Source organism: Polaribacter sp. KT 15, from assembly GCF_900143115.1.
GTDB lineage: Bacteria > Bacteroidota > Bacteroidia > Flavobacteriales > Flavobacteriaceae > Polaribacter > Polaribacter marinaquae.
Genome location: NZ_LT670850.1, coordinates 2,598,836 through 2,619,261, shown reverse-complemented (window position 1 = coordinate 2,619,261; position 20,426 = coordinate 2,598,836). Strand labels below are relative to the sequence as shown.

Below are 20,426 nucleotides of genomic sequence, written 5' to 3'. Positions count from 1 at the left end.
GCTAAGTATAATTCTTTCTAAAAATAGAAAATTATATTTGCTTTATGGAATTTGATTTAATTTTAACAAACTTACCTGTAATAATTCTGTTTTTTTCGGTGGCAATATTATATGCAGCTGTTGGTTTTGGTGGCGGTTCTAGTTATTTAGCAATTTTAGCTTTAACAAGCATTGCATTTACACAAATTAGAGCAACTGCTTTACTTTGCAACATTGTTGTTGTTACCAGTAATGTTTTATTATTTCAACAGCAGAAACAAATAGAATGGAAAAAAATAGTGCCTTTAATTCTCTTAAGTATTCCGTTTGCATTTCTCGGTGGAAAACTAAAAATAAGTCAGAATTTCTTTTTTATTCTTTTGGGTTTTACACTTCTTTTTGCAGCAATAACTATGTGGATTTCAAAAAAAATAATTTCTTCTGATGCTAAATTTAAAGAGTCTAATTTTCTAAAAAATGCAGGCTTTGGTGGTTTTATCGGTTTTATTTCTGGAATGGTTGGTATTGGCGGAGGCATTTTCTTAGCACCACTTTTACATCTTACAAATTGGAATACGCCTAAAAAAATTGCAGCTACAGCTAGTGTATTTATTTTAGTAAACTCTATTGCTGGTTTAATTGGGCAATATTCTAATCCAGATTTTAATATCGATTGGCAATTAACTTCTATTTTATTAATTACGGTTTTTATTGGCGGACAAATAGGAAGCAGATTAAGCGCAACAATTCTTAAACCTATGCAACTTAAAAAGGCAACTGCTATTTTAATTGCTTTTGTAAGTATTAGGATTCTAGTTAAACATTTATTTACCTAAAACTATAATGTTAAAAGTAAATCGAATATTAATTGTGTATTTTCTACAATCCAAATATATTTGAACTTCATACTTATTAAACAATAAAAAACTATGTTAGAAGTAATTTTTACATTAATTATGCTTGTGCTTTTACAAGCAGTTCTTGGTTTCGATAACCTACTTTATATTTCTTTAGAATCTAAAAAAGCGCCGGTAGCAGATCAAAAAAAAGTTAGAAAAACAGGAATCTTAATAGCAATTGTTTTAAGAATTGTATTGCTTTTTGTTTTAGTATCTATTATTGATTTTTTTCAAGAACCTTTTTCTTTTTTAACTGGTGAAATAAAAGATATTGTTCATTTTGAATTTAATGGTCACAGCATCATTGTTTTATTAGGTGGTGGTTTTATTATCTATACTGCGATTAAAGAAATTTGGCACATGATTGGTACTAACAATTTAGGTGACGATATTGAAGGTGATTCTAAAAGAGCTAAATCTGCTAATGCAGTTATAACAAGTATTGTAATTATGAATCTTGTTTTTTCTTTCGATTCTATTTTAGCTGCAATTGGTTTAACTAGTGAAATCGAAAACTCTACAACCGCTTTTATTGTAATGGCCATTGCTATTGTAATTAGTGGTTTGCTAATGTTATTTTTAGCTGATAGAATTTCTAGCTTTTTAGCAAAAAACAGAATGTACGAAGTATTGGGTTTATTTATTCTTTTTATTGTCGGAATAATGTTAGTTACAGAAGGCGGACATTTAGCACATATTAAACTTTTTGGTAACGAAATTGTACCAATGAGTAAAACTACTTTTTACTTTGTATTAGCGGTATTGGTAATTGTTGATGTAGTTCAAGGAAAATATCAGAAAAAATTATTAGCAGCTCAAAAGAAGCAATAATTTTAAATTTATATTTAAAAAAAGGTGTTTGTAAAATTACAAACACCTTTTTTTTTTAGATTTCATCTAAGCTATCTTGAATTCTTTGCGCAATTATCTGTAAAATTCTTCTATTTAATTCTGATGAATTTTCATCGTAAAACGCATATTCTTCCATCGAAAAATCTCCAATAATTAAACCTAGATTTAGGTTTTTAAAATTGATGTCTTTTGTAAAAATAGCTTTTACTCTACTTCTTTTCTTTTGAGCTGTTAAAACAGAAAAATCAATTTTTCTTTTCTTTAAATAACTCTTAAAAAACACAATTAACAAATTGTGTTGCATTTTTATAATAGGTCGTAAAGTTTTATTTTGAAAAACTTCTGCTTCAGACATATTATCTGTTATTAAGTTTTCTAATACAGGTCTTGTTCTACTCATTTTCTAATAATTCGTTTAATTCTAATTGAAAATCGTATTGTAAATCTTCATGTAGTTTTTCTAAAGCTTTTTTTATCATTCTTACCTGTGTATCAAAAACACTTTGTAAACGCGTACTTCTTTTTATAGAAGGTTTAAAAGCTTTTAATTTTTTACAAAAATACAGTAACAACTCTACTTCTGTTTCTTTTTTCTTAGAATAACGAATGTGTTTTTTGATTGATGTTAATATTTTTCGAACACTTTTTCTTATGTAAAAAAAACTCTTCGTATTAATTTCGCTAAACTGTAAATCTACTTCTTCTTTTATCGTTGCTATAAAAGATTCTTCATCATGAGATTCGAATAATAAATAGGTAAGTAATTCTTTGTTTTCTTTTTTAAATCGAGCCAAATGCAGGCATAAATCTTTTAAATCTGAGGCAGATTTATGCGACAATTCATCTTTAAGTTGCTTAATAGTAACTGCTTTCATAAGTTTTAAAAAATTTAACTACAAGATAAAAAAATAATACCTCACAAAATTAAATTGTAAGGTATTATTTGTAAAATTTAACCAATAAAATTGGTAATTATTATTTATTTAATACTTGGTATTTGTACCATTTCATTTACATCTGCGTCGTAATCTACTCCGTCTACTTTAAATCCGAATAAATTAAAAAACTCGTCGCTGTAACCTTTTAAATCTCCAATTTCAGCTAAATTTTCTGATGTAGCATCTTTCCAAAGTTCTGCAATTGCAGCTTGTACTTCTTCTTTCATTTCTAAATCATCAATTCTAATTCTGCCTTTTTCATCCAAGTCTAAATCACCACCAAATAAACGTTCGCTATACAAACGCTGAATTTGTTCGATACAGCCTTCGTGAGTTCCGTTTTCTTTCATTATTTTAAATAACAAAGATATATATAAAGGTATTACAGGTATTGCAGAACTTGCTTGTGTAACCAATGCTTTGTTAACAGAAACATAAGCATTACCGTTAATTGCTTTTAAATCTTCTGCAATTGTAAAAGCTGTTGCTTCTAAATGATCTTTAGCTGCACCAATTGTTCCGTTTCTATATACTGGCTTTGTTACTTCTGGGCCAATGTAAGAATATGCAACTGTTGTAGCACCTTCTGCTAATAAATTTTCTTTACTTAAAGCATCCATCCACATTTTCCAATCTTCACCTCCCATTACGGTTACGGTATTTTCTACGTCTTCACCTTCTGCCGGATTTATAGAAATTTCTGATACTTTACCTGTATGAAAATCTACAGTTTTGTTTGTAAAAACTTCTCCGATTGGTTTTAATACTGATTTAAATCTTTTACCAGTATTTGGGTGTTTTCTAACTGGTGATGCTAAACTGTAAATTACCAAATCTACTTGCCCTAAATCTTCTTTAATTAGATTTACAACTTCTTCTTTTATTTCGTTAGAAAATGCATCGCCATTAATACTTTTTGCATACAAACCTGCTTGGTGTGCATGTTTTTCAAATGCTGCTGTGTTGTAATATCCTGGTGAACCTGGTCTACCTTCTGTAGCTGGTTTATCAAAGAAAACGCCAATTGTTGCTGCATCAGAACCAAATGCACTGGTTATTCTAGATGCCAAACCAAAACCTGTAGAGGCACCAATTACCAATACTTTTTTTGCTCCGTCTATTTTTCCTTTCGACTTTATATATTCTATTTGATTGACTACGTTTTGCTCACAACCTGTTGGGTGAGATGTTAAACATATAAATCCTCTTGTTCTTGGTTCTATAATCATTTGTTGTTTGTTTGTTCTCTATGTAAAGTTAACTAAAAGAAATCACTCGAATTGACATAATTTTTGCCTAAACAAGTGATTTTGTTTGCTTTTACATCTAACTTAATTTGAGATGATTTATTTTGAAGCTAAAAACTTCAACACATTATTTTCTATTCTATTTAGAACATTATCTGTAGTAGCTTTTGTAAAAGCTTCTCCGGTAATTTGTTCGTATAATTCTATATATCTATTAGAAATTTCGATGATTTTTTCATCATTCATTTCTGGTATTGCTTGTCCTTCTTTACCTTGAAAACCGTTTTCTATTAACCATTGTCTTACAAATTCTTTAGACAATTGTTTTTGTGGTTCGTTATTATCTTGTCTTTCTTGGTATCCTTCAGCATAAAAATAACGAGAAGAGTCTGGTGTATGAATTTCATCAATTAAAACAATTTTACCATCTTTCGTTTTACCAAATTCATATTTAGTATCTACTAAAATTAAGCCTCTTTTTGCCGCAATTTCAGTTCCTCTTTTAAATAAAGCTCTTGTGTAATTTTCTAAGACGATGTAATCTTCTTCAGAAACAATTCCTTTCGCTAAAATGTCTTCTCTAGAAATATCTTCGTCATGCTCGCCGTTATCTGCCTTTGTAGAAGGTGTAATTAAAGGTTCTGGAAATTTATCGTTTTCTTTTAAACCTTCTGGCATTTTTACACCACAAAGCATTCTTTTACCTAATTTATATTCTCTTGCCGCGTGCCCAGAAACATAACCTCTTATAACCATTTCTACTTTAAAAGGATCACATAAATGACCAACGGCTACATTTTCATCTGGATTTGCAAGTAACCAATTCGGAACAATATCTGCGGTATCATTCATCATTTTGGTTGCAATTTGATTTAAAATCTGACCTTTAAACGGAATTTGTCTTGGTAAAATAACATCAAATGCAGATAATCTATCTGTGGCTATCATTACCAAAAGTTCATTATCTATATTATAAACTTCTCTTACTTTTCCTTTGTAAACAGATTTCTGATTCGGAAACTGAAAATTAGTTTCGTTAATTGTATTCATTTTAGTTGTTGTGTTGTTAAGTGTGCAAAAATAGTAATTTAAAAAGTTATTTTTTCTTCTTTTTTAAACGTTTTATTTGCTTTAAATTATCACTAATTGGTGTTGCTGTAATTTCTGTTTCACCTGGAATAAAATAGAAAAAATAGGCCGAATTCTGCCCTATTTTTCTAACATCTAATTGTTGGTTGTCTTTAAAAACAAGCGTATAATTTGGGATAATTTCTTTAGATTGATATTTATGTTTCATACCGATGCCCATACCGGTTCTCATAGAAACAAAAAGTAAAAAAAACAAAAACATTAACGCTGGCAACAGGTTATTTTTGTCTCCCATTTTAGCATATCTCTTATCCCATTTTTCTATATTATATATCTTTTGATACCATTTTTTTACTCTAAAGTATTTATACAATTTGGGCATCCATCTAGTTAAATATAAATACAACAAACCAAACATAAAAATTAGTACAAGAGATAAAACCCAGTTATTTGCAAGCAAACTTATAGGAGATATTAAAGCATCTAAAATGGTTGTGTAATTAAGATAGGTAACACCAAAAATTCCGTAAAAAATAGCGTCACTAACAATTCCTAAGATTATTAAATATAAATATCCAATGTAAAAATAGTCTTGTAAACCTAGTTTATCTTTTTCTATTTTTATCATTATCTATTCTGTTTCTATGCTTTTGTAAGCAGAAATAATTCTCTTAACCAATCTGTGTCTTACAACATCTTTATCGTCTAAATAAACTTGTGCAATACCTTCAATATCTTTTAAAGCTAATAAAGATTCTTTTAAACCAGAAACTTGTTTTCTTGGTAAATCTATTTGCCCAGGATCGCCGGTAATTATAAACTTTGCGTTTTTACCCATTCTGGTTAAAAACATTTTCATTTGATTGTGAGTAGTATTTTGTGCCTCATCTAAAATTACAAAAGCATTGTCTAAGGTTCTACCTCTCATAAATGCTAAAGGCGCAATTTGAATAACTCCTTTTTCTAAATGAGATTCTAACCTTTCATGCGGAATCATATCTCTTAATGCATCATATAAAGGTTGCATATAAGGATCTAATTTTTCTTTTAAATCTCCTGGTAAAAAACCTAAATTCTCGCCAGATTCTACAGCAGGTCTTGTTAAAATAATTCTACGTACTTCTTTTTCTTTTAAAGCTTTTACAGCCAAAGCAACTGCGGTATATGTTTTACCTGTTCCTGCAGGACCAACAGCAAATAACATATCATTTTTGGCCATTAAAGAAACCATTTTACGCTGGTTTTCTGTTTGCGCTTTAATTAATCTACCGCTAACACCATGCACCAAAACATCTTTTGCTTTTTTAGAAGCACTTGTTTTTTCTTCGTTTCCGTTAGATGTTAAAATACGCTCGATACTATTTTCATCTAATTTATTATAGCGGTTATAGTATTTTATCAATCGGTCTAATCGAATTTCAAACTCGTCTAAAAGTTCAGACTCGCCGTAAATTTTCATTTTAGATCCTCTTGCGACGATTTTTATCTTCGGAAAATACCTTTTTAATTGTTCTATGGTACTATTATGTGCCCCAAAAAAGTCTTTTGGGTTTATTTCTTCTAGCTCTATAATGCGTTCGTTCAAATGTTTATTTTTTATAGATTGATATCAATTTTATTTCAACTAAAAATAGCGAATAAAATTCCTAAAATGATTAGATTTGCGTTAAATAGTTAACAACTTTTACACAATTAATTAACAGCTAAAAAATTAATGTCTCTAATTACTTTAACCACAGATTTCGGAACGAAAGATCACTTTGTAGGTGCTGTAAAAGGGGCTATTTACTCTGAACTTCCAGATGCAAAAATTGTTGATATCACACATGAAATTTCACCATTTAACATTACAGAAACTGCGTATATTCTAAAGAATTCTTACAAAAGTTTTCCCAAAGGAACCGTGCATGTAATTGGTGTAGATTCTGAATTAAGTGAAGAAAACAAGCACATTGCGTTAGAATTAGATGGTCATTATTTTGTGTGCCCAGACAACGGAATTATTTCGATGATCGTTGCAGAATTTAAGCCAACAAAAATTGTAGAAATCACAATTCATGATAGAATAGAAAGTAGTTTTCCGGTTTTAGAAGTTTTTGTACAAGTTGCTTGCTTTATTGCTCGTGGCGGAAATTTAACAGTAATAGGAAGAGAAATATCAGAATATAAAACAATTATAGAAATACAGCCAAAAGTAAATCAATTACAAGATCAAATTATTGGTGGCATCGTTTATATAGACAACTACGGAAATGTAATTACAAATATTAGTAAAAAAATGTTTCAAGAAATTGGTAAAGGAAGAAATTTCGAAATCAATGCTAAAAAACATAAGTTTACAAAAGTGTTTTCTAAATATAACGAAGTTGCGTCTAACAGCGCTTACAGTAATCAACAATACGAAGGTCATAAATTAGCCATTTTTAACTCTGCAAATTATATAGAAATTGCAATTTACAGAAGCAATTTAGATACTGTTGGTGGCGCCTGCTCTTTATTAGGTCTGGCATATCGAGATACTGTTACCATAAATTTTATTAACGAGCCAAAACAAGAATTTACCACTTTAAACTAAACTATGTTTGTAAGAATTGTAAAGATGAGTTTTCATCAGAAACACATACCTACTTTTTTATCAATTTTTGAAGAAAAAAAAGAATTTATAAGAGGTTCTAAAGGTTGCCAATTATTAGAATTATATCAAGATAAAAACAACCCAGATATCTTTTTTACATATTCTTATTGGAACGAAGAACAAGATTTAGAAAACTACAGAAACTCGGCACTTTTTAAAGATGTTTGGGCAAAAACAAAAGTTTTTTTTAACGATAAACCTGCTGCTTGGAGTGTAGACAAAAAAGTATCACTAATTTAAATTTACTATATGAAAAAGATTGCTTTATTATTTATCACACTTATTACAATTTCAATCAACGCGCAAACAGAAAAAGGGAGTTTTATGATTGGAGCTTCTAGTAATTTAAATTTCGGTTCTGCAAAAATATGGTCGGAAAATGATGGATATAATTCTAGAGATACAAAAGCTACTAATTTTTCAATTGCTCCGAAAGTTGGATATTTTATTATGGATAATTTTGTTATTGGTACTGAATTAGGGCTTAGTTATTCTAAAAGCTCCTATGAAAACGGTTCCGATTCTTACAAAAATAACTCTTTTGTTTTTACACCTTTTTTAAAAAATTATTTTTTAAAAGGAGAGTTTAAGCCTTTTATAGAAGCAAAGGTTTCATTTGGTAAAAACAAAAGCGAAAATAATTATTACGATGCATTTGATAGTTATAATTATACTGATGAATCAAACATTTTTGGTTATGAATTTGGTGCAGGCATTGCTTATTTCATTAACGATACAATAAGTGTAGAGTTTAGTTTAAAATATAATAAAACAAAAAACGACACTACAAATGGTGATTACACCTATCATGCTTCTTCATTTAATTCTTCTATCGGTTTCGGAATTTTCTTATAAATCATGAACTTTATTAACTTCACTGAACATCCGGTTTTAAAAACCGAAAGATTAATTTTAAGAAAAGCTACCGATTTAGATATTGCCGTTGTTTTAGAATTAAGGTCTAGTGAAGAAATTAATAAGTTTGTAGGTACAAAAAGAATTCAGAATTTAGAAGAAGCATCTGCATTTATAAACTCTTGTAATTCTTTATATGATCAGCATAAAAGAATCTTTTGGTTAATTGAGTTTCAAAATCAAGTAATAGGCAGTATTGTGTTACATAACATTTCTAAAGTTGATACATACGCAGAAATCGGCTATAAACTAAAGCCAAACTTTCAGCAAAAAGGAATTATGACTGAAGCTTTGCAAAAAGTAATTACCTTTGGATTTGATAAATTAGCATTAACAACCATAGAAGCTTTTACGCATAAAAATAATATTGCTTCGATAGCGTTATTAGAAAAAAATGGTTTTGTTTTTTTACCAAAACGAAAATGTAGCACATTTAATTACAATAGAATCTTTAAATTAGAAAGTAAATTATAGAATGATTGCAATACTAAAAAAAGAATTCAATTCGTTTTTTTCGAGTCCGATAGCATATTTGGTTATCGGCGTCTTTTTATTAATTAACGGCTTATTTTTGTGGGTTTTTAAAGACGATTTTAATATTTTAAATGCTGGTTTTGCAGATTTAAATCCGTTTTTTTATTTAGCTCCTTGGGTATTTTTATTTCTAATTACTGCAATTACCATGAAAAGTTTTGCTGATGAATTTAGCAATGGTACCATAGAATTACTAAAAACGAAACCAATTTCTAATTGGCAAATAGTATTAGGTAAATTTTCTGCTTCTTTAATTTTAGTAATTATAGCTATTTTACCAACATTAACTTATGTATACACAGTGTACCAATTAGGCAGTTCTGTTGGCAATTTAGATATTGGTGCAACCATTGGTTCTTACATCGGTTTGTTGTTTTTAGCAGCAACCTATACTGCAATTGGCCTGTTTACATCTATCATATCAAAAAACCAAATAGTTGCATTTATATTAGGTGTTTTAATCACTTTTTTACTTTTTTATGGTTTTGATGCCATTTCAGTTTCTTTAGACAACAATTATGTTATTAAGAAATTAGGTATTAATGAGCACTATAAAAGTATATCTAGAGGCGTTATAGATAGTAGAGATATTATTTACTTTTTAAGCATTACATTTTTCTTTTTATTCATTACAAAAACCCGTTTAGAAAATGAATAAATCTATAAAAAACATATCGATTGTAATTGTTTTATTGATAAGCATCAACCTACTAAATCAGTCTTTTTATAAAAGATTTGATATTACAAAAGACAAAAGATACACTTTATCAGAAACCACTAAAAGCAGTATTGCTAAGGTTGATAAAAACTTATTTATAACGGTTTATTTAGAAGGAGATTTTCCATCAGAATTTAAACGATTACAAGTAGAAACTCAACAATATTTAGAAGAATTGTCTTCGGAAAATTCAAGAATAAAAATCAATTTCGAAAATCCAGACAATCAAAGAGAAGCCTTGATAAAAAAAGGCATGATGCCTAGTCAACTAACGGTAGAAGAAGATGGTAAAATGTCGGAAGCTATTATTTTTCCGTGGGCAGAAGTTAGTTTGGGTTCTAAATCTACCATTGTATCATTATTACCAAATGCCATTGTAGCATCACAAGAAGAACAATTGCAAAAAGCTATTGAAAATTTAGAATATAGTTTTACAAATGCCATACATACTATTCAATTAAAAACACAGAAAAAAGTAGGTATAATTACTGGTAACGGAGAATTAAAAGATATTTATCAGTATAGTTTTTTAAGTGAGGTTGCAAAAAAATACCGATTAGCAAAATTCACTTTAGATTCTGTAGAAAGTAATGCTAACAAAACTTTACAAGATTTAACTAATTTAGATTTGGCAATAATTGCAAAACCTACAGTAAAATTTACAGATAAAGAAAAGTTTGTTTTAGATCAGTTTATTACCAACGGAGGTAAAACTTTATGGATGATTGATAATGTGCAAGCAGATCAAGATAGTTTGGCTAATTCAGGTAAAATGCTAGCGTACCCAAGAGATTTAGGTCTTACAAATTTATTGTTTTCTTACGGAATTCGAATAAACACAAGTTTGATAAAAGATTTATACTCGGCAAAAATACCGGTTGCTACAGGGCAAGTTGCAAATCAACCACAGTTTAAAAATCTAGATTGGTTTTACCATCCATTAGTTAACGGTAATCCGAATCACACAATTACCAAAAACGTTTCTCCGGTTAGATTACAATTTGCTAACCAAATAGACACTCTTAAAAACAACATAAAAAAAACACCTTTATTGGTTAGTTCTTTATTAACACAAAAAGTAGGAACTCCTAAAATTATAGAGTTGCAATCTATTGCTGATGAAGTTATAGAAACAGATTATAAAGGCGGTCATCAGTTATTTGCTGTTTTACTAGAAGGTTCTTTTAATTCTGCATATAAAAATAGAGTAAAACCTTTTAAAACAACGCTCTTAAAAGAACAATCAAAACCAAGTAAAATGATTGTAATTTCTGATGGAGATATTGGTAAAAATCAAATTTTGAAAGGACAACCTTACGATTTGGCTAGAGATAAATGGACGAATCAGCAATTTGGCAACAAAGATTTCTTACTAAATGCTGTAGATTACTTATTAGATGACGCAGGTTTGTTAAAATTAAGAAACAAAAACTTAAAAATTAAAATGTTAGACAAACAAAAAGCTTATAAAGAAAGAACTTTTTGGCAATTTTTAAACCTAATATTACCTTTAATTTTATTGTTTGCCTTTGGCCTTACATTTAATTTTCTAAGAAAAAGGAAATACAGTAAATAGATTTATATAGATAGTAAATCGTCGTGAATAAAAGTATAATCTAAAGTTTTTTGTAGTTTTTCTGACGAAATAATTTTCCATTTATAAACATCATTATTTTCAAATTCTGGCGTTTCAAAATCTCTACTTAATTTAGCTATTGTATAAAATTCTCTTCTTGTAGGATGATGATTAGAGCAAGCATTAAAAGTAGTATTCCAACAATTTTGAGCTACAATTTCATGTATAACTTCTATACAATCTTCTCTATGAATCATGTTTACAAAACCTTTTGGCTGCGGAATTTTTTTACCATTTTTAAACCAATTTGAAGGATGTCTTTCGCCACCAAATAAACCAGCAAAACGAATTATAGTTGTTTCGAAAAAAGTATTTTCTCTAAATAAATTTTCGATAGCTGTTAGCGGTGTATTTAACACTGCATCTTCTTCTGTAACCACCTTATTTAAACTGTCATAAACAGAAGTAGAACTTATAAAAATCACTTTTTGAACGCTAGAATTTTGAATTTGAGATATCAAATTTTCGAAACCATAAATATCTTTTGAGGTAATTGCAATAATTAAAATATCGGTATTTAAAAAAGTATCAAACTCTTCGAATTCAGATATATTTACGATATAAGACTCTATATCTAAAGCCTCTAAATCTGTTATTTTTTCTTCGGATGTTGTAGATCCTTTTACAGAATATCCTTCTTCCAAAAAAGAAACTGCTAAAGGTTTCCCTAACCAACCACACCCAAGAATACTAACATTTTTCATTATCTCTAGATTTATTATTCAGCAAAAATACAAATCCTTTTTAATGTTTCCTTAATGTAATTTAATTAGTAAATAAATAAAATAAGTTTAAAACCTACAATATTAATCGTAATATTGCAATATAACAAAATATAATAACAACAGTAACTATTTACACGCTTACAAACTTTAAATTCGATTAAAAAATGACTAAAAAAAAGCTTAGTTTTTTAGATAGAAACTTAACCTTATGGATTTTTATAGCAATGGCTATAGGTGTTGGTTTAGGATACTTTATACCTACATTTCCAGATTTTATAGACTCTTTTAGCAGTGGCACTACTAATATTCCAATTGCTATTGGTTTAATTTTAATGATGTATCCACCATTAGCAAAGGTAAATTATGCACTTTTACCTAAAGTATTTAGAAATATTAAAATACTATCTATTTCTTTAATTTTAAATTGGATAATTGGTCCGGTGTTAATGTTTATTTTGGCTATTGTATTCTTAAGCGATTATCCAGAATATATGGTTGGTATAATTCTAATAGGATTGGCAAGATGTATTGCAATGGTGTTAGTTTGGAATGATCTTGCCGAAGGTAGTAGCGAATATGGAGCAGGATTGGTTGCCTTAAATAGTATTTTTCAAGTATTTGCTTATAGTTTTTATGCTTGGTTATTTATAACTGTATTGCCTCCTTATTTTGGTTTTGAAGGTGCAATAGTTGACATTTCTATTGGTACAATTGCAGAAAGCGTTGCCATTTATTTGGGAATACCTTTTTTATTAGGAATTTTAAGTAGATTAATTTTAGTAAAGTTAAAAGGAGAAGAATGGTATACCAATAAATTTATTCCAACAATTTCTCCAATCACCTTAATTGCGCTATTATTTACAATTATTGTTATGTTTTCTTTAAAAGGAGAATTAATCGTTCAAATACCAATGGATGTTTTAATAATTGCTATTCCGTTACTTATTTATTTTAGTTTAATGTTTATTATTGGCTTCTTTTTTACAAAAGCTACAGGTGCAGATTATGACAAAACTACAGCTGTTGCTTTTACCGCTGCAGGTAATAATTTCGAATTAGCAATAGCGGTTGCTATCGCAGTTTTTGGCTTAAATTCTGGTCAAGCTTTTACAGGCGTTATTGGTCCTTTAGTTGAAGTTCCTGCTCTAATTCTATTGGTGCGTGTTTCTTTTTGGTTAAGAAAAAAATATTTTACTAAAAGCAAAGCATAAAAAAATATGCTAAAAAGCGATTGAAATGTACTTTTCAACAGCATCTTATTTTAAGTTTTTATTAACATTTCGCTTTTTTTGAAATTGTAATTTTGAAACTATAAAAACTAAATAATACTTATAAAATGAAAAAAATTATATTATCATTATTTGTAGCTGCTTTTGCTTTTTCTTCAAATGCACAAATAAAAACTCCAGCACCAAGTCCTTTTCAAAAAATTGAGCAAGCTGTTGGCTTAACAGATGTTACTGTTGAGTATTCTAGACCAAGTATGAAAGGTAGAAAGATTTTTGGTGGTTTAGAAGACTACGGAAAAGTATGGAGAACCGGAGCTAATGAAAACACGAAAGTTACGTTTTCTACTGATTTTATGATTAATGGAAAAAAATTAAATAAAGGTACCTACGCTTTGTACACAATTCCTGGTCAAAAAAATTGGGATATCATTTTATATTCTGATGCAACAAATTGGGGAAATCCTGCAAAATGGGATGAAACTAAAGTAGCTGCTAAAGTAACAGTTGCCGCACAAAACATACCAATGGTAATTGAAACATTTACAATTAGTTTTGATGATTTGACAAATGATTCTGCAGTAATCGGTATTATGTGGGAAAACACGTATGTTGGTTTAAAGTTTGAAACTCCAACTGACGCAATGGTTTCTAAAAATATAGAAAAATTGATGAGCGGACCATCTGCAAATGATATGTATGCAGCTGCATCTTATTATTTAGAAGCAGGTAAAGACATTAATAAAGCAAAAACTTGGATTGATAAAGCGGTTGCAATGTCTGCAAATGCTCCTAAATTCTGGTATTTACGCAAACAATCTTTAATTCATGCAAAAGCAGGAAACAAGAAAAGTGCAATTGCTGCTGCTAAACAATCTTTAAAATATGCAGAGATAGCAAAAAATGCAGGTTACATAAAAATGAATAAGGCTTCTTTAAAAGAATGGGGAGCAATGTAATACTGCTTTACATACTTTATAAAAAAATCTCGAACGTTTGTTTCGAGATTTTTTTTGGTTAATTTTTAAATTACAAATTATTGAAAATCAACGATTAAAACATTAAATATTGTATTCTTTTAAAAAAGTTTACTTTTATTTCTTAGAAAGTGTCACATTTTAAAAAGCTTTTTGTCTATAGAATAGAACCATTTTATTGGAAACTAATCAACCACATATAACCAAATTATTAGAGCGCTGCCAAAAGCAAGATAAAAATGCGCAGCTAGAATTGTACAAATGCTATTATAAAGCAATGTATAATGTAGCGTATCGTATTTTAAAAAATGAATTCGAAGCAGAAGATCTAATGCAAGAGGCTTTTTTAACTGCTTTTACAAAAATGAAAATGTATAAAGGTGAAGTTACTTTTGGTGCTTGGTTAAAACGAATAGTAATCAATAAAAGTTTAACACAATTAAAGAAAAACAACAGATATCAAGAAGTAAAAATGGAAGTTGTTACTGATGATGAAGTCGAAGAAGAAACAATAGATTACAGAGGATTTAAAGCTAGCACTGTGCTTAATTGTCTTCAAAATTTAAAAGAGAATTACAGAGTAGTTTTAAATTTACATTTAATAGAAGGTTACGATTATGAAGAAATTTCGCAAATATTAGAATACACGAATGAAAATGTAAGAACAACTGTTTCTAGAGCGAAGAAAAAATTAAAGCAGGTTTTACTTGCAGAAAATTTACAAACACAAGTATATGGAAGATAAATTACATCAATTTTTTTCTGAAAATAATTTTGATTTAAATGAACCAAACACTGGTCATTTAGAACGATTTGAAAGAAAATTAAACTATCCAAAACAAAAGAAAAACTCTTGGAAATGGTTAAGTGTTGCTGCTTCTGTTGTTTTAGTATTAGGTTTTTGGTTGGGTAGCAATCATCAAAAAAGACAATTAGATTTAGCAGATGTTTCTCCTAAAATGGAAGAAGTTCAAAATTATTTTGTCTCTACTATTAATCAAGAAATTAAAACTTTAGAAAGTAATAGAAATTTAGACACAGAAACTATTATAGAAAATGCGTTAGAAGAATTAGAAGAGCTAGAAGACAATTACAAAGTTTTTATAAAAGATCTTAATAAAAATGGTAAACAAAGGCGTGTTATAAGTGCAATGATTAAAAACTACCAAAGACGTCTAGATATTTTAGAAAGAACTTTAGATCAAATAGATAAATTAAAAAACTTAAATAATATTCAGAATGAAATTTATATATAAAATAGCACTTTCTTTAATGTTTATACCAGTAGTTGCCTTCGCTAATACTGATGATAAAAAACACGAAAGAACAAAAAAAATATCTAAAAGTTACACCGTAAACAAAAACGCTAAAGTTCTTATTAACAATAAATATGGCGATTTAAACATATCAACTTGGGATAAAAATTCAGTTGAAATTGAAGTTAAAATTACTGTAAAAGGTGATGATTTAGATGAAGTAGAATCTAAATTAAATTCAATAAAAATAGATTTTAACGCTTCAAAATCTATGGTAGAAGCAGAAACTGTATTCGGAGAAAAGAAAAGCAATTGGTCTTGGTGGGGTAAAAGTAAAAACACCAATTATAAAATAAATTATATTGTAAAAATGCCAAAAACAAATGCTGTAGATTTAGATAACGATTATGGCAGTATTTATTTAGGAAACTTATCTGGTAACGCAGTTATTAATTGCGATTACGGAAAAATTTCTGTCGGAGAATTATCAGCAAAAAATAACGACATTAATTTAGATTATTGTTCATCATCTACAATTGCTTACATGCAAAATGGTAAAGTAAATGCAGATTATTCTAAACTATCTATCGATAAATCAGAAAACTTAAAAATAAATGCAGACTATTCTACAATTAAATTAGATAAATCTAAAAATGTAGATTTTAATTTAGATTATGGTTCGATTACGGTTAATGATGTAGAAAATATTGATGGTAATTCTGATTATGTTGCTTTACGTTTCGGAACCGTAAGAAAACAACTTTCTGTAAATACAGATTATGGGTCTTTAACAATTAAGAACCTTAAAAAAGGTTTTGAAAAGATTGATATTACAGGACAATATACCGGGATAAAAATTGCTGTAGAACCAAATATATCTTTTTTATTTAATATAGACTTACAATACAGCGGTTTTAAAAGAGATGATGATAAAATAGAGTTTTACAAAAGCATCTCTAAAACTACAAGTAAATATTACGAGGGTAAATACGGAAAAGCAAACACCAACGCAAGCATACATATCAATTCTCAATACGGAAGTGTTAGAATTGAAGAAAAATAAAAAACAAATCAACCTATAAAACCAAAAATCATGACTAAAAAAATAGCTTTTGCTCTTTTATTCTTATCACTAACATTTTCTGCAAACGCACAAAACTGGTGGGGAACAAATAAAAAAATTAAAGGAAACGGAAATATTGTAACTGTTAAAAGAAGTACTGATGATTATAGAGGTATTGCTGCCGGTGGCTCTTTCGATGTAATTTTAGTAAAAGGCACAGAAGGTAACATCACCATAGAAGGTGAAGAAAATATAATACCATATATAGAAACAGAAATTAACAACGGAATTTTAAAAATTAAATACAAAAAAAACACCAATATAAGAACCACAAAAAGATTAACTGTTACTATACCTTTTACAGATATCGAAAGTGTTGCCTTAGGTGGTTCTGGTAATGTAACTAGTAACGATGTTATAAAATCTAAAAATTTAAATGTTAGTTTAGGTGGTTCTGGTAATATCAATTTAAAAATAAATTCTGATGATGTAAATACAAATATTGGTGGTTCTGGTAATATTGATTTAAAAGGAAATACAGAAGAATTAAAGTGTGCAATTGCAGGTTCTGGTAGTATTAGAGCTTATGATTTAAGCACAGATGAATTTTCTGCAACAATTGCAGGTTCTGGTAGCATAAAAATTACTGTTAAAAACAAAATTAAAGCAAAATTAGTTGGTTCTGGTAGTATTTACTATAAAGGAAACCCAAAACATATTGATAGTAAATCTGTTGGTTCTGGTAGCATTGTCGACAGAAATTAATAATTATTTTTACATATAAAAAACGCCAAAATGAGAATTCATTTTGGCGTTTTTATCAATCTATTTTTATACTTAATAATTTCTGTATTGTTTAGTTTCTTCAAAAATATGATCTAATATTTTCTGATCTTTTTCATCAAAAACTAAGCTTCTTCTTTTCATAACAGCAGTTACTACTTCATACACTTTTTTCATTTGAAATGTTGTAAAACCAGCAGCACCACCCCAACTAAAAGAAGGTACAAAATTTCTAGGGAAACCACTACCAAATATATTTGCGCTTACACCAATAACGGTTCCTGTATTAAACATTGTGTTAATTCCGCATTTAGAATGATCTCCCATCATTAATCCGCAGAATTGTAAACCTGTTTTCGCAAAACGATTTGTTTCATAGCTCCAAAGTTTAACTTCTGCATAATTATTCTTAAGGTTAGAGTTGTTGGTATCTGCACCTAAATTACACCATTCTCCTAAAACAGAATTTCCTAAATATCCATCGTGCCCTTTACTAGAATATCCAAATATAACAGAGTTACTAACCTCACCTCCTATTTTAGAAAAAGGACCAATTGTAGTGTCTTTATAAATTTTTGCGCCCATTTTTACAACCGCATTATTACACATTGCAAAAGGACCTCTAATATTAGAACTTTCCATAACCAAAGCATCTTTACCAATATAAATTGGCCCTTCAGAGGCATTTAAAGTAGCAAAAACAACTTTAGCTCCTTCTTCTATAAAAACATTTTCTTTATTTAAAACTTGCACTCCTTCTGGAATTGGCGCAGAAGTTTTCCCTTCTGTAAGCAATTTAAAATCTTGCTTAATAGCTTCACCATTAAAGGTAAAAATATCCCAAGTGTTTTTAACCTGAATTACATCTTCATCAAAATCTATTTGAGTGTATTGTTCAAAATCTACCTCTTCTTGCGAATCTGTAGTGTAAAATGCAATTACATTATCACCCTTAAAAATTGCTTCGTTTTCAGAAAGATTTTTAATTTTTTCTACTAACGATTCCGTAGGACAAAAAGAAGCATTAATTAAAATGTTTTTTTCCATTTCTACCATCGGAAATTTTTCTTCTAAATACTCTTCTGTTATTGTTGTTGTAGTTAAACCTAAGTGTTTTTCCCATTTTTCTCTAATGGTTAAAATTCCTATTCTTATGTCTGCAACAGGTCTTGTATATGTAAATGGCAATAATGATTGTCTTGCATCACTATCAAATAAAATGTAGTTCATTTTGCTTTTTTTTGAAGTACACAAATTTACTGTAAATAGATTACAAAAAAAACTGATTCTTATAAATCACGACTATATAAAGCTTGTTTATCATAAAATCCTTTAAAAATTAATAATTACTAAAATTTAGATTTGTATTTTTGATTTATGAAAAAAATTTTAGGCGTTTTAATAACTAGTGCAATAATACTTACTGTATTATATTATGTTTTTATCTACTTTGTAACTTATAGTACAGGTGTAAGATCTGGAGAGCTGATAAAAATTAGTAGAAAAGGTGTTCTTGTAAAAACTTGGGAAGGAGAAATTAGTCAAGGAATTTCTGGAGCGCAAATTTTTGCTTTTTCTGTTGAAGATAAAAACAAAAAAGTTATTGAAGATTTACAAAAACATCAAGGAAAATATGTAAAACTATCTTACAAAGAACGTTATACATCTTTCTTTTGGTTGGGCGATACCAAATATTTTATTACCGAAGTCACAAGAGAAGATTCACCACATTTTAGAGGAAAAAATTAATAATAAGATGAAAAAATTTAAAAGTATAGAAGAATCGCAATTAACAATAACCGAGTTAATGTTGCCTTCGCACTCTAATTTTAGTGGAAAAATTCATGGTGGTCATATTCTAAACCTTATGGATCAAATTGCATTTGCTTGTGCTTCTAAACATTCTAGTAATTATTGTGTAACTGCATCTGTAAATAAAGTAGATTTTTTAAATCCTATAGAGGTTGGTGAGCTACTTACACTTAAAGCATCTGTAAATTATACAGGTAGAACTTCTATGGTTGTTGGTTTACGTGTAGAATCTGAAAACATTAGAACCGGAGAAAAAAAACATTGTAATTCTTCTTATTTTACAATGGTAGCAAAAGACGAAAACGGCAAAAGCACACCGGTTCCTGGTATTATTTTAACTTGTAAAGACGAAATTAGACGGTATGCAAGATCTATAATTCGTCAGAAAGAAGGTAGAAATAGAACTTCTAGATTTAGTACTAATTCTTTTAAAACGGAAGATTATTTAGAATTATTAGCACAAAGTAACTCTAAAATAGAATTGAAAGATTAGGTATTAAAACTTGTTTTTTAATCAACATTTTCTAAAAAAAATAAAATCACTCTTTTTTAGGTTGGTAAATAACAATTATTTGAATAACAATTGCTAAAAAAATTAGAATATAGATTTCTAATTGAGTAAACAACTCTACAGTATCAATTGCCTTTTTACTTATAGACATTTGCCTGCCTCCTTCGTTTAATTGAATTTTAGATAATTGGTATAAATTCTTTTTAACTTTTAAAAGTTCGTTTTCAAGACCTTTAACATTATCAAATTTAGAGGCGATAAAATCTCTTTCAGCTACTTTAACTTTTTCAAAATTTTGCTTAAATTCATTGAACACTTTTACCTCTTTGGCAGTTAATTTTGTTTGTTCGTACTTTAAAATAAAATTCTGTAAATCTTCGTTAATTTTATTGTTTTCTGATAAGAAAAAATCCTTGTCTGCTTTTATTGCTGCCAATTCTTTTTCTTGCATAGCTATAGACATTTCAAAAATCAAATCATTTACAACAAGTCTGTCTTCATAAATCGTAACCACAGAATCTTTAACACGTAAAAAATTATTTCTATCTATTAGATTAGTTGCAACAATTAGCACAAAAACCATTAGAATACCCAAAACCCATTTTACTTTATTATAGAATGACATAGCTTG

25 protein-coding genes are annotated in these 20,426 nt (G+C 28.7%); 16 read left to right on the top strand and 9 right to left on the bottom strand.

Features of this window, described 5'->3' with window-relative positions; all coding sequences use genetic code 11:
* Positions 1–44: 44 nt before the first annotated feature.
* Positions 45–815: a sulfite exporter TauE/SafE family protein gene (locus B5464_RS11660; protein ID WP_079738494.1), complete on the top strand. Its 771-nt coding sequence runs from the start codon at positions 45–47 to the stop codon at positions 813–815.
* Positions 816–908: 93 nt separating this feature from the next.
* The gene (locus tag B5464_RS11655; protein WP_079738493.1) at positions 909–1,709 is read left to right on the top strand and encodes a TerC family protein; all 801 of its coding nucleotides are present in this window, start codon (positions 909–911) and stop codon (positions 1,707–1,709) included.
* A 55-nt stretch (positions 1,710–1,764) separates the two neighbouring features.
* Here the strand turns inward: B5464_RS11655 and B5464_RS11650 are convergent, their stop codons facing one another.
* The 6 genes from B5464_RS11650 to B5464_RS11625 form a co-directional block, all read right to left on the bottom strand.
* Positions 1,765–2,130, bottom strand: a complete 366-nt coding sequence (locus B5464_RS11650; protein WP_079738492.1) for a glyoxalase — start codon at positions 2,128–2,130, stop codon at positions 1,765–1,767.
* Positions 2,123–2,605 carry a hypothetical protein gene (locus B5464_RS11645; protein ID WP_077808895.1) on the bottom strand — a complete coding sequence of 161 codons (483 nt, stop codon included), beginning with the start codon at positions 2,603–2,605 and terminating at the stop codon, positions 2,123–2,125. The genes B5464_RS11650 and B5464_RS11645 overlap by 8 nt, the downstream gene beginning before the upstream one ends.
* Before the next feature lie 104 nt (positions 2,606–2,709).
* Positions 2,710–3,897: an enoyl-ACP reductase FabV gene (gene fabV, locus B5464_RS11640; RefSeq protein WP_079738491.1), complete on the bottom strand. Its 1,188-nt coding sequence runs from the start codon at positions 3,895–3,897 to the stop codon at positions 2,710–2,712.
* 117 nt (positions 3,898–4,014) lie between these two features.
* Complete coding sequence (locus tag B5464_RS11635; RefSeq protein ID WP_079738490.1) at positions 4,015–4,965, bottom strand: phosphoribosylaminoimidazolesuccinocarboxamide synthase; 951 nt, start codon at positions 4,963–4,965, stop codon at positions 4,015–4,017.
* A 46-nt stretch (positions 4,966–5,011) separates the two neighbouring features.
* On the bottom strand, positions 5,012–5,632 hold the full coding sequence (locus B5464_RS11630) for a hypothetical protein (protein WP_079738489.1): 621 nt from the start codon (positions 5,630–5,632) through the stop codon (positions 5,012–5,014).
* Between the two features lie 3 nt (positions 5,633–5,635).
* Complete coding sequence (locus B5464_RS11625) at positions 5,636–6,589, bottom strand: PhoH family protein (RefSeq protein WP_077808891.1); 954 nt, start codon at positions 6,587–6,589, stop codon at positions 5,636–5,638.
* A gap of 129 nt (positions 6,590–6,718) precedes the next feature.
* Here B5464_RS11625 and B5464_RS11620 point away from each other — a divergent pair, with 129 nt between their 5' ends.
* The 6 genes from B5464_RS11620 to gldG are packed head-to-tail and all read left to right on the top strand — an operon-like array spanning position 6,719 to position 11,382.
* Positions 6,719–7,579: an S-adenosyl-l-methionine hydroxide adenosyltransferase family protein gene (locus B5464_RS11620; protein WP_077808890.1), complete on the top strand. Its 861-nt coding sequence runs from the start codon at positions 6,719–6,721 to the stop codon at positions 7,577–7,579.
* Between the two features lie 3 nt (positions 7,580–7,582).
* Positions 7,583–7,879, top strand: coding sequence for a putative quinol monooxygenase (locus tag B5464_RS11615; protein ID WP_077808889.1), 297 nt, complete (start codon positions 7,583–7,585; stop codon positions 7,877–7,879).
* Positions 7,880–7,888: 9 nt separating this feature from the next.
* The gene (locus B5464_RS11610; RefSeq protein ID WP_079738488.1) at positions 7,889–8,494 is read left to right on the top strand and encodes an outer membrane protein; all 606 of its coding nucleotides are present in this window, start codon (positions 7,889–7,891) and stop codon (positions 8,492–8,494) included.
* Between the two features lie 3 nt (positions 8,495–8,497).
* Complete coding sequence (locus B5464_RS11605; RefSeq protein WP_079738487.1) at positions 8,498–9,028, top strand: GNAT family N-acetyltransferase; 531 nt, start codon at positions 8,498–8,500, stop codon at positions 9,026–9,028.
* Position 9,029: 1 nt separating this feature from the next.
* Positions 9,030–9,746, top strand: coding sequence for a gliding motility-associated ABC transporter permease subunit GldF (gene gldF / locus B5464_RS11600; RefSeq protein WP_079738486.1), 717 nt, complete (start codon positions 9,030–9,032; stop codon positions 9,744–9,746).
* A complete protein-coding gene (gldG, locus tag B5464_RS11595; RefSeq protein ID WP_079738485.1) occupies positions 9,739–11,382 on the top strand; it encodes a gliding motility-associated ABC transporter substrate-binding protein GldG in 1,644 nt (547 codons plus the stop codon). The genes gldF and gldG overlap by 8 nt, the downstream gene beginning before the upstream one ends.
* A 2-nt stretch (positions 11,383–11,384) precedes the next feature.
* On the opposite strand, the gene B5464_RS11590 is transcribed toward gldG, so the two are convergent.
* The gene (locus B5464_RS11590; protein WP_079738484.1) at positions 11,385–12,146 is read right to left on the bottom strand and encodes an NAD(P)H-binding protein; all 762 of its coding nucleotides are present in this window, start codon (positions 12,144–12,146) and stop codon (positions 11,385–11,387) included.
* Positions 12,147–12,331: 185 nt separating this feature from the next.
* On the opposite strand from B5464_RS11590, the gene arsB reads away from it, so the two are divergent.
* The 6 genes from arsB to B5464_RS11560 all read left to right on the top strand — a co-directional run bounded on the left by arsB (position 12,332) and on the right by B5464_RS11560 (position 17,454).
* Positions 12,332–13,378: an ACR3 family arsenite efflux transporter gene (arsB, locus tag B5464_RS11585; RefSeq protein WP_079738483.1), complete on the top strand. Its 1,047-nt coding sequence runs from the start codon at positions 12,332–12,334 to the stop codon at positions 13,376–13,378.
* 125 nt (positions 13,379–13,503) lie between these two features.
* Positions 13,504–14,352: a DUF2911 domain-containing protein gene (locus B5464_RS11580; protein WP_079738482.1), complete on the top strand. Its 849-nt coding sequence runs from the start codon at positions 13,504–13,506 to the stop codon at positions 14,350–14,352.
* A gap of 196 nt (positions 14,353–14,548) precedes the next feature.
* A complete protein-coding gene (locus tag B5464_RS11575; RefSeq protein ID WP_154066965.1) occupies positions 14,549–15,115 on the top strand; it encodes an RNA polymerase sigma factor in 567 nt (188 codons plus the stop codon).
* Positions 15,105–15,626 (top strand): hypothetical protein, encoded by a 522-nt coding sequence (locus B5464_RS11570; protein WP_079738481.1) that lies wholly within the window; start codon positions 15,105–15,107, stop codon positions 15,624–15,626. The genes B5464_RS11575 and B5464_RS11570 overlap by 11 nt, the downstream gene beginning before the upstream one ends.
* Positions 15,610–16,689, top strand: coding sequence for a hypothetical protein (locus tag B5464_RS11565; protein WP_079738480.1), 1,080 nt, complete (start codon positions 15,610–15,612; stop codon positions 16,687–16,689). Before B5464_RS11570 ends, B5464_RS11565 begins: the two co-directional genes overlap by 17 nt.
* Positions 16,690–16,719: 30 nt before the next feature.
* Positions 16,720–17,454, top strand: a complete 735-nt coding sequence (locus B5464_RS11560) for a head GIN domain-containing protein (RefSeq protein ID WP_079738479.1) — start codon at positions 16,720–16,722, stop codon at positions 17,452–17,454.
* A gap of 72 nt (positions 17,455–17,526) precedes the next feature.
* On the opposite strand, the gene B5464_RS11555 is transcribed toward B5464_RS11560, so the two are convergent.
* A complete protein-coding gene (locus B5464_RS11555; RefSeq protein WP_079738478.1) occupies positions 17,527–18,702 on the bottom strand; it encodes a GlmU family protein in 1,176 nt (391 codons plus the stop codon).
* Positions 18,703–18,849: 147 nt separating this feature from the next.
* On the opposite strand from B5464_RS11555, the gene B5464_RS11550 reads away from it, so the two are divergent.
* Both B5464_RS11550 and B5464_RS11545 read left to right on the top strand, forming a co-directional pair.
* The gene (locus B5464_RS11550) at positions 18,850–19,221 is read left to right on the top strand and encodes a 6-phosphogluconate dehydrogenase (protein ID WP_077808877.1); all 372 of its coding nucleotides are present in this window, start codon (positions 18,850–18,852) and stop codon (positions 19,219–19,221) included.
* A gap of 7 nt (positions 19,222–19,228) precedes the next feature.
* Positions 19,229–19,777 carry an acyl-CoA thioesterase gene (locus B5464_RS11545; protein ID WP_077808876.1) on the top strand — a complete coding sequence of 183 codons (549 nt, stop codon included), beginning with the start codon at positions 19,229–19,231 and terminating at the stop codon, positions 19,775–19,777.
* Between the two features lie 46 nt (positions 19,778–19,823).
* Here the strand turns inward: B5464_RS11545 and B5464_RS11540 are convergent, their stop codons facing one another.
* Positions 19,824–20,420 (bottom strand): MCP four helix bundle domain-containing protein, encoded by a 597-nt coding sequence (locus B5464_RS11540; protein ID WP_079738477.1) that lies wholly within the window; start codon positions 20,418–20,420, stop codon positions 19,824–19,826.
* Positions 20,421–20,426: the final 6 nt, after the last annotated feature.